The organism is Pseudomonas sp. AK106 (assembly GCF_053903055.1).
The window spans coordinates 2,070,882-2,085,710 of the sequence record NZ_CP096426.1 but is presented as its reverse complement, the minus strand read 5'-3'; the positions used below and the strand labels follow the sequence as shown (position 1 = coordinate 2,085,710).

Below are 14,829 nucleotides of genomic sequence, written 5' to 3'. Positions count from 1 at the left end.
CCTCATGCCCTTCTTAAATTATTTTTAAGAAATCCCGACTACGTTTAAAGGCAAAATGCAGGCTTCTGTCCTCTCACGTGGCCCTGACCTCACATGACGCGAATTCTGACAATCGAAGACGATGCCGTCACCGCGAAGGAAATCGTTGCCGAACTGAGCAGCCACGGCCTGCAAGTGGACTGGGTCGACAACGGTCGCGAGGGCCTCGTCCGTGCGGTCAGCGGCGATTACGACCTGATCACCCTCGACCGCATGCTGCCGGAAGTCGACGGCCTGGCGATTGTCACCACCATGCGCGCCCTGGGCATTGCCACGCCCATTCTGATGATCAGCGCGCTGTCGGACGTCGATGAGCGGGTGCGAGGGCTGCGGGCCGGTGGCGATGATTACCTGTCCAAACCCTTCGCCTCCGATGAAATGGCCGCGCGCGTGGAAGTCCTGCTGCGCCGCAGTAATCCGGTGACCCAGGCCGAGACCATGCTCAAGGTCGCCGACCTCGAACTCAATCTCATCACCCGCGAAGCCAGCCGCGCCGGGCAGCCCCTTAACCTGCTGCCGACCGAATACAAGCTGCTGGAATTCCTGATGCGCAACAGCGGGCAGATCATCACCCGCATGATGATTTTCGAAGAAGTCTGGGGTTATCACTTCGACCCGGGCACCAACCTGATCGACGTGCACATCGGTCGCTTGCGCAAGAAAATCGATCCCCCTACCCTGACGCCGCTGATACGTACCGTTCGAGGCTCAGGTTATGTCATTGCCGAACCCGTCTAAGGGCTGGCGCTCCTCCAGCAGCCGGCTGCTGGCGCTGTACAGTTTCCTGTTTGTGGCCTGGAGCAGCATCCTCATGGGGGTGCTGTACTGGGAAGTCACCAGTTACCTCAACACCCTCGCTCGCCATTCGCTGATGCAGCGTCAGCAGTTGTTCTCGCGCTTTGAAGGCGCGCAGCTGGACGATGCGTTGCGCACCAGCGACAAATTCGACATGCGCTCGGTCGACGCCTACGGCCTGTTCGACAAGAACATGAAGCCCATCAGCGGCCCGATCCAGAGCATTCCCGACGGCCTCAAGCTGACCGGCGAAATCCAGGAACTGAACACCTGCATCGATTCCGACGACCCGGACCTGCCCAGCTCGGGCTGCGACGCCGTGGCAATCCATACGCTGGATGATCGCTGGCTGATTCTGGTGCGCGACAACGGTTCGCTGTTCGCTGTGACCACGCTGATCCTGCGCGCGCTGCTGTGGGGAATTTCGCTGACGATCATTCCGGGCATCGCCGGCTGGCACCTGCTGGGACGCCGGCCGCTCCAGCGCATCAGGGCAATCCAGGCCAGCGCCGAAGCGATCGTCACCGGCGACCTGGCCCGCCGCCTGCCGGTGTCTGACCGACGCGACGAACTGGACATGCTCGCCGACATCGTCAACGCCATGCTCGACCGCATCGAGCGCCTGATGAACGAGGTCAAGGGCGTCTGCGACAACATCGCCCACGACCTGCGCACCCCGCTCACCCGCCTGCGCGCGCAGCTGTACCGGATTCAGCAGCAGTCGCCGGAAGACTCGGCGCTGGGCGAGCAGATGGCCCAGGTGATCGCCGACGCCGACACGCTGATGGCGCGCTTTCGCGGATTGCTGCGGATTTCCGAACTGGAGGATCACCAGCGGCGTTCGGCTTTCGGTCAGCTGGACCCGCAGCCGTTGTTGCAGGAGCTGCACGATTTCTACCTGCCGCTGGCCGAAGAAGGCCGTGTCTCGTTGCAGCTGAAAGTCGCCGAGCACCTGCCGCCGATGGTGGGGGATCGGGCGTTGCTGTTCGAGGCGTTGTCGAACCTGCTGAGCAACTCGATCAAATTCACCCCGCCGGGCGGCCAAGTCCTGCTCATCGCCCGCGCCGAAGGTGACACCACGTTCATCGAAGTCCAGGACACCGGCCCCGGCATCCCCGACGCCGAACGCGAAGCGGTGTTCAAGCGCTTCTATCGCAGCGAAAACGGCAATCAGCAAAGCGGCTTTGGCTTGGGATTGTCCATCGTCGCCGCCATCGTCAACCTCCACGGCTTCAAACTGCGCATCGGCAGCAGCCCGTCCGGCGGCGCGAGCCTGGTGCTGGAATGCCGACGGGTGTTGGCGTTGGGGTAAAAAGACTGGGGCTGCAAGCTGCAAGCAAAACGACAAAGCCGCCTCGAGGGCGGCTTTGTTAATTGGGGGGCGGGGTTACATTTTCCGGGCTTGCTCGATGATCTTTTCCTGCCGCGCCCAGGCTTTCTCCATGACATCCAGATAAACCCGCTCCTTCTCCTCGAAGGTGGCGTTGCGGACGAAGTCGGAAAACGGCGTCGACTTCACTGTTTTGAGTTTTTGTGGAGTAGCCATTATTCGTACCTCCTGGAATTCAGCCTGCGTTCAAGCGATGCCCGATCATAGGTTTCGGGTATGTGGGTGTCAATTTGCTGGATGTTCTGCCGGTAAGACTTGGTAGAACCATCATGATTCTTGATAAAAACATCCACGGTCACTGCATGGCCAAACTCGTATTTCAAACGGTTCACCACCTCCCGAGCCGCAAAGTATTGATCCACGAACCCCTGCATAGGGATGTTCCGGCCCTCCACTTTCTCGCGCGCCTGAACGAACTCCCAGGCTCTCTCGGGGTTTTGATAGACATAGAGCACCAACACGAACCGACCCTGCTTGAGCGAGCGCCGGATGTTGAGTGAAACCGTGTCGAAATTCGATGCCGTGCCGTCCAGCAGAAACGATTGCTGCAGCCGCAACGCCTCATCGTGAACGGCAGACACCAAATCAGAAACCGCTCGTTGAAACAGAGAAGAATTACTTCCCGTGTAGCCGGGCAATTCGGCGCGATAGGTATCCGGGTCGATCCGCAGCACTGATCCGCCGAATCGGCCGAGAAACTCCAGGGATGCTTCGGTTTTACCAGCCCCGGGTGAGCCCGCCATAAACACCGATACAGGCGAATCCTCCGAAAGGTATATCGAAGGATCCGTCAGCCTCTTTGCAATCTCCTTCCGGTTCGCCTTGGCAAAAACAACAGCCTCTTCTGATATCCGTCGATCATCCGTATCCACAGTCACCCATCCTTTTATGAAGTCACGACAGTCCAGCGCCGCGCAGTATTCACGGGCGCTTCGACTGCGCCTATCCGACGTCACAAAACGAAACAGGATGCGCTGGCGAGCATTCACAGATGTGGATTCGGATGACGCGCCGTCTTCCCCATCACCCCGGCATACAGGTGAAATCCACGCTGTGCCCCAGGGATTTCCCTTTCGCATCTTCAAGTTTCACCCGGTATTCCTCGCCCAGGCTGGACTCCACCAGTTTGTAATGCTCGCCCGCCTGGAACTGGCTGAATTGGATACCGGTCTGGCAGTTCATCTCTCCGTTGTCGCCGCTGCGTTCGACGATCAGGTTGACGTCGAGGGTATGGGCGCCGGGTTTGACTTCGAAGAAGCGGCCGTCATTCAGCCGCTTGCCGTCCAGGTCCTCGGCCATCAGCACGTCGGCGGGCTGTTCCTGCAAGCTGATCCACGCCTCGCTCGGGTCGGCTTTTGGCATGGGACCGGCGCAGGCGGAGAGCAACGCGACCAGACTGAACATAGGAACCAGCAATAACGATTTGGCTTTCATGACACGACCTCGGCAGTTGAAAAAATCCCTGATGTGAAGGGTGGAATTTCGAGGGGCGCAGGGTGCGTGGGCCGCGGATGAACAACAAATGAATCCAGCATGAAAGCAACCTGCTCACCGCACTAACGTTTTGTTCATCTGGCTGAAAGCCGCGTGTTAGGTACGTCCACCAACACTGCGCCCATTCGAAATGGGAGGTTTACGGCATGCTCGGGCTGGTCAGGACTGCATTGCTAAAGCCGTACACGTTTATCGTGTTGGCGATTTTCATCTGCATCGTCGGGCCGATGGCGGCCCTTAAAACGCCCACCGATGTGTTTCCGGACATCGGCATTCCGGTGGTCGCGGTGGTCTGGCAATACGCCGGTCTGTCGCCGGACGCCATGGCCGGTCGGGTGATCTACACCTATGAGCGCTCGCTGAGCACGACGGTCAACGACATCGAACACATCGAGTCGCAGTCGCTGCCCGGCATGGGCATCGTCAAGATTTTCTTCCAGCCGGGCGTGGATATCCGCACCGCCAACGCGCAAGTGACCGCGGTCTCACAGACCGTGCTCAAGCAAATGCCGGCGGGCATCACGCCGCCGCTGATCCTCAACTACAGCGCCTCGACCGTGCCGATCCTGCAGATGGCCTTTTCCAGCCCAACGCTGTCGGAAGCGAAGATTCGCGACCTGGTGCAGAACAGCGTCCGCCTGCCCCTCAGCGCCGTGCCGGGGCTGGCGATGCCGACGCCCATGGGCGGCAAGCAGCGGCAGATCACCCTGGACCTCGACCCGCAGGCGCTGGCCGCCAAAGGCCTGTCCGCGCAAGACGTCGGCAACGCACTGGCCGCCGGCAACCAGATCATCCCGGTGGGCACGGCGAAGATGGGCAGCGACGAATACACTGTGCTGCTCAACAACAGCCCCAAGGCCATCGACGAACTCAATGACCTGCCGATCAAGACCGTCGACGGCGCGCTGATCACCATCGGCCAGGTGGCCCACGTGCGCGACGGTTCGCCGCCGCAGACCAACATCGTGCGCATTGATGGCCGCCGCGCCGTGCTGATGCCGGCACTGAAGAACGGCAACATCTCGACCCTGTCCATCGTCGACAACATCCGCAACATGCTGCCGCTGATCAACGAGACCCTGCCGCCCGCCCTGAAAACCTCGCTGCTGGGCGACGCCTCGGTGTTCGTCAAAGCGTCGGTGGGGAGTGTGGCCCGGGAAGGCATCATCGCCGCCTTGCTGACCAGCGTTATGATCCTGCTGTTCCTCGGCAGCTGGCGCTCGACGCTGATCATCGCCGCGTCGATTCCCCTGGCGGTGCTCTCGGCGATCGCGCTGCTTTCCGTGACCGGACAAACCCTGAACGTGATGACCCTCGGCGGCTTGGCGCTGGCGGTGGGGATTCTGGTGGACGACGCAACGGTGACCATCGAGAACATCAACTGGCACCTGGAGCAGGGCAAGGCGGTGAAGGACGCGATCATGGACGGCGCGCGACAGATCGTCGGCCCCGCCTTCGTGTCGCTGCTGTGCATCTGCATCGTCTTCGTGCCGATGTTCATGCTGCAAGGGATCGCCGGCTTCCTGTTCCGACCGATGGCGCTGGCGGTGATCTTCGCCATGGCCAGCTCGTTCCTGCTGTCGCGCACCCTGGTGCCGACCCTGGCGATGTTTCTGCTCAAACCCCACGTGCTGGAAACCGGCCCGGGCCATCACCCGGAAGACCCGTTCATCAATCACCACGAAGGCGATCAGCATGGCCGACAACGCAACCTGATCCTGCGCGGCGCGTTGAAGTTTCAGCAGGGTTTCGAGGCACGTTTCTCAGCGATTCGCGACACCTACCACGGCCTGCTGGGCCTGGCGCTGAAGCGGCACAAGTCATTCCTCATCGGCTTTCTCGCCTGCGTGCTCGCCAGTTTTGCGCTGCTGCCCAGCCTGGGCGAAGACTTCTTCCCGGCCACCGACGCCGGGGCGCTGTCGATGCATGTACGCCTGCCGCTGGGCACCCGCATCGAGGAAAGCGCGGCGGCCTTCGACCGCATCGAGCAGCGCATCCGCGAGATCATCCCGGCCGACGAACTGGACACGGTGATCGACAACATCGGCATCCCCCTGAGCGGCATCGACATGGCCTACAGCAGCAGCGGCACCATCGGACCGCAGGATGGCGACATTCAGGTCACCCTCAAGGCCGATCACGCGCCAACCGCCGATTACGTCAAACGCCTGCGCGAAGCCCTGCCGCAAAGCTTTCCCGGCAGCCAGTTCGCCTTCATGCCCGCCGACATCAGCAGCCAGATCCTCAACTTCGGCGCCCCGGCTCCGCTGGACCTGAAAATCTCCGGCCCCAACGGCGACGCCAACCGCGCCTACGCACTGGAACTGCAGCGCCGTTTGCAGCATGTGCCGGGCATCGCCGACCTGCGCATTCAGCAATCCACCGGTTACCCGTCGTTGCAGGTGAACGTCGATCGACTGCGGGCCAAGCAACTGGGGATCACCGAAAAAGACGTCACCACCAGCCTCGGCGCTTCCCTGGCCGGGACCTCCCAGGTGGCGCCGACGTACTGGCTGAACCCGAAAAACGGCGTCTCGTATTCGGTGGTCGCGGCGACACCGCAGTACCGTCTCGACAGCCTGCCGAGCCTCGAAGCCCTGCCGATTACCGGCAGCAACGGGCAGTCGCAGATTCTCGGCGGCCTGGCGACGATCAGCCGCGCCGACAGCCCGGCGGTGGTCACCCACTACAACATTCAGCCGACCCTGGACCTGTTCGCCAACGTGCAGGGCCGCGACCTCGGCGGCGTGGCGGCGGACATCCAGAAGGTCATCGACGAGACCGCGCACCTGCGGCCCAACGGCGCGACGGTCAGCCTGCACGGACAGATCGATGCGTTGCATGAAGCGTTCAGCGGTTTGAGCCTGGGCCTGCTCGGCGCGGTAGTGCTGATCTACTTGCTCATCGTGGTCAACTTTCAATCGTGGATCGATCCGTTCGTGATCATCACCGCCCTCCCCGCCGCGCTGGCCGGCATCGTCTGGATGCTGTTCCTCAGCGGCACGTCGCTGTCGGTACCGGCGCTAACCGGGGCGATCCTCTGCATGGGCGTGGCCACCGCCAACTCGATTCTGGTGGTGAGTTTCTGCCGCGAGCGCCTTGCCGAACACGGCGATGCCCTGCTCGCCGCGATGGAGGCTGGCTACACGCGCTTCCGCCCGGTGTGCATGACCGCGCTGGCGATGATCATCGGCATGCTGCCGCTGGCGATTTCCCAGGAACAGAACGCGCCGCTCGGCCGTGCGGTGATCGGCGGCCTGATCCTCGCCACCACTGCCACCCTGCTGTTCGTGCCGGTGGTCTTCAGCCTCGTCCACCGCCACTCAACACCCTTGCCTGCGAATGCCCTTGATGGAGAAACATCCCATGTCGTCTGAACACGCCCCTTCGCGCAAACGCCTGATGTTGCTCGGCATTGGCGGCCTGACTTTGGCGGCGCTGCTGGTCGCCAATGGCCTCGCCGCACGCACCCGCGAGGCACACGCCGTCGACGCCTGGACCGAGCGGCAATCGGTGCCCGTTGTCAGCGTTGTCGTGCCGACCCAAAGCGACCAAGGCAACACCCTGCGCCTGCCCGCGCGCCTCGAGGCCTGGAGCAATGCGGCGATCAACGCGCGGGTCAGCGGTTACCTGAAAGACTGGGACGCCGACATCGGCAGCCATGTGCAGGCCGGTCAGGTACTGGCCCACATCGACAGCCCCGAACTCGACCAGCAACTGGCTCAGGCCCGGGCGCGTCTGGCCCAGCAACACGCCAGCGCGCGCATCGCCCAGACCACGGCGGCACGCTGGCAGCACCTGCTGACCACCCATTCGGTGTCGCAACAGGAAGTGGATGAAAAAGTCTCCACCGCCGTCGCCGCCAATGCCGATGTGCAAGCGGCAAACGCCGACTATCAAAGGATCGTGGCGCTTGAGGATTACAAGACCATTCGCGCGCCATTCAGTGGCACTGTCACCACGCGCAACACCGACATCGGTCAGTTGATCAAAGCCGATGACGGCGGCGCCCGCCCGCTGTTCAGCCTCGCCGACACCCATCGCCTGCGGCTGTATGTGCCGATCCCGCAGAACTACGCCAGCGTGGTCCGCCCCGGCATGCAGGTTCAGCTAAGCGTGCCCGAGCATCCTGGTCAGACCTACAGGGCGACATTGCTGGGGGATTCCACGGCGGTGGATCCGCGCTCCGGCACCCTGCTGGCCCAGTTCATCGCCGACAACCCGGACGGCGCGCTGATGCCCGGCGACTACGCCGACGCCACGCTGCCGGTAAACAACGCCAGCGGCGGGCTGAGCATTCCGGCCAGCGCGCTGATCTTCCGCGCCAAAGGCACCCAGGTTGCCACCCTCGACCGCACCGGCCATGTGCACCTGCGCGACATCCACATCGCGATGGATCTGGGGGACCGGCTGATCATCGATCAAGGCCTCAAGCCGGCCGATCACGTCATCGATAACCCGCCCGATGCGCTGCGGGAGAACGATGCCGTGCAACTGGCGGACGCCGGAGGTAACCATGCGTACAAGGCTTGAAGCGCTGGCGCTGGCCGTCGCCGTGACGCTGCAGGGCTGTTCGCTCGCACCGGTTTATCAGGCGCCGGCGGTTCAACTGCCCGCGCATTTCGCCGAGGACGCCGGGCCCTGGCATCCGGCGCAGCCTGCCGATACGGTGCAAGCCCAGTGGTGGGAAGCGTTCGAGGACGCGCAACTGAATGACCTGCAACAACGGCTGCTCAATGCCAACCCGGATTTGACGGCCGCGCTGGCGCACTACGACGCCGCGCTGGCGTATGCGGCTCAGTTGCACGCGGGGCTGATGCCTCAGGTTAACGCCAGTCTGAACCCGATTCGCCAACGGCAGTCGGATCGACGACCACTGCGCAGCGGCACACAGCCCTCGATCTACAACAGCGACACCGCCGGGTTCAGCCTCAATTTCGACCCGGACCTGTGGGGCAAAATCCGCAACCAGGTGGCGGCCGGCGACGCCCAGGCCCAAGCCTCGGCGGACGATCTGGCGGTTGCGCGCCTGAGCCTGCAACGCCAGTTGGCGACGCTGTATGTGCAGGTGCGCGGGCTGGACGCGCAAAGCCGCATCCTGCAGACCTCGCTGGACGATTACACCCAGGCCCTGCAACTGACCCGCGATCGCTACGAGGGGAAGATCGCGTCGGCACTGGACCTGACCCGTGCGCAAAGCCAGCTCGCCGAGGCCCGGGCGCAGCTCGATGACGTCAACGCCCAGCGCGACCTCAGCGAACACGCCATCGCCGAACTGGTGGGCGCGATGCCCGGAGATGTTCATCTGGCCCAGAACGCGCAACCGCTGAAACTGCCCGGCATCCCCCACACTTTGCCCGGCAGCCTGCTGCAACAACGCCCCGACGTCGCCGCCGCAGAGCGCCGGGTGTTCGCCGCCAACGCCAACATCGGCGTGGCGAAAGCGGCGTGGTACCCGGACTTCAGCCTGACGGGCCTGCTCGGCGGGCAAACCCAGGGCAGCGGCAATCTGCTGGCGGCAGCCAATCGTTACTGGGCGCTGGGGCCGCTGGTCAACCTGCCGATTTTCGACGGCGGCCGCCGCAGCGCGAACGAGCGGCAAGCCAAGGCCGAATTCGAAGAAGCCGCCGCGCACTACCACAGCCAGGTGCTCAAGGCGGTGTGCGAGGTGGAAGACAATCTGGGTCAGCTGCGCGATCTGCAGCGTGAATCCGAAGACCAGCACGCCGCCGTCGACGCCGCACAAAGCGTCGAACAGATGGCGATGAGCAGCTATCAAGCCGGGGCCGCGAGTTACCTGGATGTAGTGACCGCGCAAACTGCGGCGCTTCAGGCACAACGGCGGTTGCAGGTGGTTGAGACCAGCAGATTGCAGGCCAGTGTCGGGCTGATGGCGGCGTTGGGTGGGGGGTGGAAAAGCGGGTGAGTTTGTCGGCGCCGGCGCTGATCTTCCCGCTGAAAGATCCCGGGACACGTGGGAGTGACCGGGGTGGCGCTCGATCCTGTTCACGAAGAGGCCGAGGCATTCAGCCACATTCTCTGCCGGCTGAAAGTAAGTCTTCGCGAGCAAGCTCGACTCCCACGGGATGGTGGTTCGGCTCGATATTTCGGCCAGTTCGGGGGACCTGTGGGAGTGAGCTTGCTCACGAAGGGGCCGGGGCATTCAACCACTTTCTCTGGCGGCTGAAAGTGAGCCTTCGCGAGCAAGCTCGACTCCCACGGGATGGTGGTTCGGCTCGACATTTCGGCCAGTTCGGGGACCTGTGGGAGTGAGCTTGCTCACGAAGGGGCCGGGGCATTCAACCACTTTCTCTGGCGGCTGAAAGTAAGTCTTCGCGAGCAAGCTCGACTCCCACGGGATGGTGGTTCGGCTCGATATTTCGGCCAGTTCGGGGGACCTGTGGGAGTGATCGCGGTGGAGGTCCACCTTGTTCACGAAGACTCATTGATGGGCAATGACTCAGGCAGATCATTGTTGATTCCTAATAAAAGCTTAAGAAACTCACTCCCGGACTCTCCGAACTCCACCCCTGAACCTGGCAACCCAAAGGAGTCCCATAGTGGATAATCTCCGACCCGGCTGACTAACCCTGCCCGGAGAGGATTGGCCACGATATAGCGGGCGAAGTGAATCAGATCATCCTTATGGCGTGCGGCTGCATCGTGATATCCAGGCTGCCACAGTCGCCCCTGATTGCCGGTGACCCTGTTCACCGCAATGGCGGTCTTCGACTTGATTCGCTGAACAATGCCCGCAAGAGAGCCATGATGAAGCTTCACTAACCAGTGAAAATGGTCAGGCATCACAACCCACGCCAGCGTTTTTTTCAAATCCGCACTCGTGCACCTCTCTCATTTCCTTTACGAGCAGCCGACCCACCCGCCAATCACTAAAATCATCTCTCATACGGTCAACCCGGGAGGTAACCAGATAGATCCTCCCCATTTCGGAATACCGCCCTATGCGCAAGCTGTGCGAACGCGCTTTCGTGACCATGCTGACTACCTCGACTGTGGATGCACAAACCACGGTAGCCGCTTCATGAGCCATGCCTGTGAGGGTGTATTTCACGCTATGTCCTGTTCATCCAACGCGGATGCACCCGGCCGCGCAAACAACAACGCCTCCACAAGGGAGGCGTTGGGTCTTACAGGTCGAGGGCTATGAAGCACGCACCTCAGGCAAGATCAAAGCGGTCCAGCTCCATCACTTTGGTCCACGCAGCGACGAAGTCCTCGACGAACTTCTGTTGCCCGTCCTCACTGGCGTACACCTCAGCCACGGCCCGCAACTGGGCGTGTGAACTGAACACCAGGTCGACGCGGGTGCCGGTCCATTTGACGGCGCCGGTGTTGCGGTCGCGGGCTTCGAACAGCTGGTCGCCACCCGACACGCCCTTCCACTCCACCCCCATGTCCAACAGATGCTTGAAGAAGTCGTTGGTGAGGACACCTGGCCTTTCGGTCAGGACACCGTGCTGGCTGTGGCCGGCATTGATGTCCAGCACGCGCAGGCCGCCGAGCAGGACGGTCATCTGCGGTGCCGTCAGGTTCAGCAATTGGGCCTTGTCCACCAGCAGTTTTTCCGCCGAAACGCGGTAATGGCCCTTGAGGTAATTGCGGAAACCATCGGCGATGGGCTCGAGGAAGCCAAAGGACTCGACGTCTGTCTGCTCTTGCGAAGCATCCGCACGCCCAGGGGTGAACTGCACGGTGACGTGATGACCGGCATTTTTCGCCGCCTGTTCGATACCGACGCTGCCGCCGAGAACGATCAGATCAGCCAGCGAAATCTGCTTGCCGCTGGACTGGGCGCTGTTGAACTCATCGCGGACACGCTCCAGTGCTTCCAGCACGACCACCAGATTGGCCGGCTGGTTGACCGCCCAGTCTTTCTGCGGGGCAAGACGGAGACGGCCGCCGTTGGCGCCACCACGTTTGTCGGAGCCACGGAAGGTGGACGCCGCCGCCCAGGCAGTGCCGACCAGTTGCGAAACCGACAGCCCGGACGCGATGATTTTTTCCTTCAGTGCGGCAATGTCGCTGGCGTCCACCAGCGGGTGGTTGACCTCCGGAATCGGGTCCTGCCAGAGCAGTTCTTCGCCTGGCATTTCCGGGCCGAGGTAACGGGCCAGTGGCCCCATGTCACGGTGGGTCAACTTGAACCAGGCGCGGGCGAACGCGTCGGCCAACTGGTCGGGGTTTTCCAGGAAGCGACGGGAGATCAGCTCGTAGGCAGGGTCCACGCGCAGGGCCAGGTCGGACGTCAGCATGCGCGGTTCCTGGCGCTTGGACGGGTCATGGGCATGAGGAATCCTGCCCGCGCCCTCGCCATTCTTCGGCCGCCACTGATGGGCGCCGGCCGGGCTCTTGGTCAGCTCCCACTCGAAGCCAAACAGGTTTTCCAGGTATTCGTTGCTCCAACGGGTCGGGGTCGAGGTCCAGGTCACTTCCAGACCACTGGTGATGGTGTCGCCGGCCTTGCCGGAGCCGAAACTGTTACGCCAGCCCAGGCCCTGTTCTTCAAGGCCTGCGGCTTCCGGCTCTGCCCCGACGTTGTCCGCCGGCCCGGCACCGTGGGTCTTGCCGAAGGCGTGGCCACCCGCGATCAAGGCAACGGTTTCCTCATCGTTCATGGCCATGCGGCCGAAGGTCTCGCGAATATCCCGCGCCGATGCGGCAGGGTCCGGCACGCCTTCCGGGCCTTCAGGGTTCACGTAGATCAGGCCCATCTGCACGGCCGCCAGCGGGTTTTCGAGATTGCGCTCACCGTTGGCGGTGCGGGTCTGTTCTTCGCTGTGATGCTCCGGCTCGGCAACCAGCGTGCCCTCGCCCGGCTGTTGCATGTCTTTGTGCGCGCCGTAACGGTCTTCACCGCCGAGCCAGGTGGTTTCGGCGCCCCAATACACGTCCTCGTCCGGTTCCCAGACATCGGCGCGCCCGCCGGAATAACCGAAGGTCTTGAAGCCCATGGATTCCAGCGCCACGTTACCGGTGAGCACGATCAGGTCGGCCCAGGAAATCTTGCTGCCGTATTTTTGCTTCACTGGCCAGATCAGGCGGCGTGCCTTGTCGAGGTTGACGTTGTCCGGCCAGCTGTTGAGCGGCGCAAACCGCTGCTGCCCGGCCCCTGCACCACCACGGCCGTCACCGGTGCGATAGGTCCCGGCACTGTGCCAGGCCATGCGAACGAACAGTGGACCGTAATGCCCGAAGTCGGCAGGCCACCAGTCCTGGGATTGCGTCATGACCTCAAGGAGGTCGCGTTTGACCGCGGCAAAATCGAGGCTCTTGAATGCTTTGGCGTAGTCGAAGCCCTCGCCCATCGGGTCAGTCAAGGAGGAGTGCTGATGAAGAATCTTGAGATTCAGCTGGTTCGGCCACCAGTCACGGTTTGTCGTCCCGCCTCCGGCTGCGTGGTTGAACGGGCATTTCGATTCAGTCGACATGGTCTAATCACCTTCTTGTTTACTTTTTACTTTTCAGCCATCTGCGAGACGGCTAACGCTAGCACTCGCACAAGACTAGCCGACTCGGGCCAATCGTCTAATAGGCAAATGTTTTGGCGACCATAGAGTGATTCTGTTAGCGGAGTATTTAACCCGGATGCTTGTATTTTCCGGCGCTTGGGCCTAACTGTACGTGGAGCATCACGTGCAGATTGCAGCATCAGGTGCAGAGCCGGCGTCGACCGGCGTTTTGATCACCGTGGCAACATCCAGGAGATTTTGGCATGGCCACCACCGCTTCACTGGCCCCGCTGTTCCGGCAATCAGTGGGCTTTGATCGCTTCAATGATTTTTTCGAATCTGCCCTGCACAGCGAAATCAACGCCAGCGGCCCCCCTCACAACGTCGAACGATACGGCACCGATCATTACCGAATCGTGATCGCCACGGCCGGGCTCGCCGCTGCCGACCTTGACCTGACCCTGGAAAGAAACGTCCTCACGGTTTGCGGGGGTGAGGCGCACACCGACGGCGGCGTGACCTACCTGCATCAAGGCATCGCCCACGGCCCGTTCCGGCTGGTCTTCCATCTGGCCGATCACATCGAGGTACAGGGTGCGACGTTCAAGAATGGTTTGCTGATCGTCTTCCTTCTGCGCGTCGAACCCCAAGGGGCCAAGGCGAGACGGATCAGTATCCACAGCCCGGGGGATGATCCCGACCGGCCGCACATCAGCCGGCCTTGATCACGTTGATATACCGCCTGATTTATCTGGATCAGGCTTGGATCAGCGCGAAATCAAACAGCACCCGGGGTGCCTCGATCAGCAGCGAGCGCATCAATTGGGCGGTGCAGCCCAGGGCCTGCAACTGCTCGACCACCGAGCCATAGCTCACCGCGTGTTCATGCTGAGTGTGCGGCCAGTCACTGCCCCAGACCAGCCGCTGCCTGCCGAACGCATCGATCAATAACGGCAGCGCGGCACGGGCGAAATCGAGGTTTTCCCGGGCGCTGCCTTCCAGCCGGTAAATGCCCGACACCTTCATCCACAGTTGACCGCTGCGGCCCATCTCCAGCATCTGGCGAAAGCCGGGCTGTTCGAGGCCCAGTCGGGCATCAGGCCGGCCGAAGTGGTCGATCACGATCTTCATCCCGAAGGGCATCAGCCCGGCCAGCAGCGCCGGCATATCGGCGACGTGGCGGTGCACTTCAACGTGCCAGCCGAAGGCTGCGATGTGCCCGAAAAACACCTGCCACTGCGGCTCGGAAAAGTCCGGCAGCGCCTTGCCCATCAGGTTCAGACGCACGCCGACGACGCCCAGCCTATCCATCTCGTCCAACGCGGCGCGGCTGATGTCACGCTCGACCACCACCACACCGCGCAGTTGACCCGGCGCCTGCTGAAGGGCGTCGAGCAAGTAGCGGTTATCGGTGCCGAGAAAACTCGGTTGCACCAGCACGCCATGGCTGAGGCCGTGCTGATCAAGTTGATGTCGGTACATCGCCAGCGTGGCGTCGTAGTCGGGTGAATAGCGTCGTGCCGATGCCAGGTCCAGCTTCCTGCTGAATATGTGTGCGTGACCGTCGATACCAAGGATGGACGGAGGAAGCGCGGAAAAAAGGTCGGACATGGATCTCATCTGTCAAAAGGTGCGCGACGC

At 62.3% G+C, this 14,829-nt stretch carries 11 protein-coding genes and 1 pseudogene; 6 read left to right on the top strand and 6 right to left on the bottom strand.

The features are described from left to right. The first annotated feature begins 93 nt into the window (after nt 1-93). Entirely contained in the window at nt 94-777 is a 684-nt protein-coding gene (locus M1E04_RS09435) for a response regulator transcription factor (protein ID WP_065988603.1), read from the top strand. Continuing rightward, nucleotides 755-2,146, top strand: a complete 1,392-nt coding sequence (locus tag M1E04_RS09430; RefSeq protein ID WP_456292832.1) for an ATP-binding protein — start codon at nt 755-757, stop codon at nt 2,144-2,146. The genes M1E04_RS09435 and M1E04_RS09430 overlap by 23 nt, the downstream gene beginning before the upstream one ends. A gap of 75 nt (nt 2,147-2,221) precedes the next feature. On the opposite strand, the gene M1E04_RS09425 is transcribed toward M1E04_RS09430, so the two are convergent. From M1E04_RS09425 to M1E04_RS09415, 3 genes are all read right to left on the bottom strand, one after another. Next, complete coding sequence (locus M1E04_RS09425) at nt 2,222-2,380, bottom strand: hypothetical protein (protein ID WP_167355789.1); 159 nt, start codon at nt 2,378-2,380, stop codon at nt 2,222-2,224. After that, nucleotides 2,380-3,096: a zeta toxin family protein gene (locus M1E04_RS09420; protein ID WP_456292831.1), complete on the bottom strand. Its 717-nt coding sequence runs from the start codon at nt 3,094-3,096 to the stop codon at nt 2,380-2,382. The genes M1E04_RS09425 and M1E04_RS09420 overlap by 1 nt, the downstream gene beginning before the upstream one ends. A 151-nt stretch (nt 3,097-3,247) precedes the next feature. Continuing rightward, a complete protein-coding gene (locus M1E04_RS09415; RefSeq protein ID WP_065988606.1) occupies nt 3,248-3,658 on the bottom strand; it encodes a PA0061/PA0062 family lipoprotein in 411 nt (136 codons plus the stop codon). Nucleotides 3,659-3,864: 206 nt separating this feature from the next. On the opposite strand from M1E04_RS09415, the gene M1E04_RS09410 reads away from it, so the two are divergent. From M1E04_RS09410 to M1E04_RS09400, 3 genes are read left to right on the top strand one after another with little or no spacing between them, the layout of a single operon-like run. After that, nucleotides 3,865-7,095: an efflux RND transporter permease subunit gene (locus M1E04_RS09410; protein ID WP_456292830.1), complete on the top strand. Its 3,231-nt coding sequence runs from the start codon at nt 3,865-3,867 to the stop codon at nt 7,093-7,095. Next, the gene (locus tag M1E04_RS09405) at nt 7,085-8,251 is read left to right on the top strand and encodes an efflux RND transporter periplasmic adaptor subunit (RefSeq protein WP_456292829.1); all 1,167 of its coding nucleotides are present in this window, start codon (nt 7,085-7,087) and stop codon (nt 8,249-8,251) included. Before M1E04_RS09410 ends, M1E04_RS09405 begins: the two co-directional genes overlap by 11 nt. After that, on the top strand, nt 8,235-9,644 hold the full coding sequence (locus M1E04_RS09400) for an efflux transporter outer membrane subunit (protein WP_456292828.1): 1,410 nt from the start codon (nt 8,235-8,237) through the stop codon (nt 9,642-9,644). Before M1E04_RS09405 ends, M1E04_RS09400 begins: the two co-directional genes overlap by 17 nt. A 623-nt stretch (nt 9,645-10,267) precedes the next feature. Here the strand turns inward: M1E04_RS09400 and M1E04_RS09395 are convergent. Together M1E04_RS09395 and katG are read right to left on the bottom strand one after the other, a co-directional pair. Continuing rightward, a pseudogene (locus tag M1E04_RS09395) lies at nt 10,268-10,715 on the bottom strand (REP-associated tyrosine transposase); the annotation flags it as partial. Nucleotides 10,716-10,896: 181 nt separating this feature from the next. Further along, the gene (gene katG / locus M1E04_RS09390; RefSeq protein WP_456292827.1) at nt 10,897-13,167 is read right to left on the bottom strand and encodes a catalase/peroxidase HPI; all 2,271 of its coding nucleotides are present in this window, start codon (nt 13,165-13,167) and stop codon (nt 10,897-10,899) included. 284 nt (nt 13,168-13,451) lie between these two features. Here katG and M1E04_RS09385 point away from each other — a divergent pair, with 284 nt between their 5' ends. Then, nucleotides 13,452-13,913: an Hsp20 family protein gene (locus M1E04_RS09385; RefSeq protein ID WP_065988612.1), complete on the top strand. Its 462-nt coding sequence runs from the start codon at nt 13,452-13,454 to the stop codon at nt 13,911-13,913. A gap of 31 nt (nt 13,914-13,944) precedes the next feature. On the opposite strand, the gene M1E04_RS09380 is transcribed toward M1E04_RS09385, so the two are convergent. Beyond that, nucleotides 13,945-14,799 (bottom strand): amidohydrolase family protein, encoded by an 855-nt coding sequence (locus tag M1E04_RS09380; protein ID WP_456292826.1) that lies wholly within the window; start codon nt 14,797-14,799, stop codon nt 13,945-13,947. Nucleotides 14,800-14,829 lie beyond the last annotated feature (30 nt).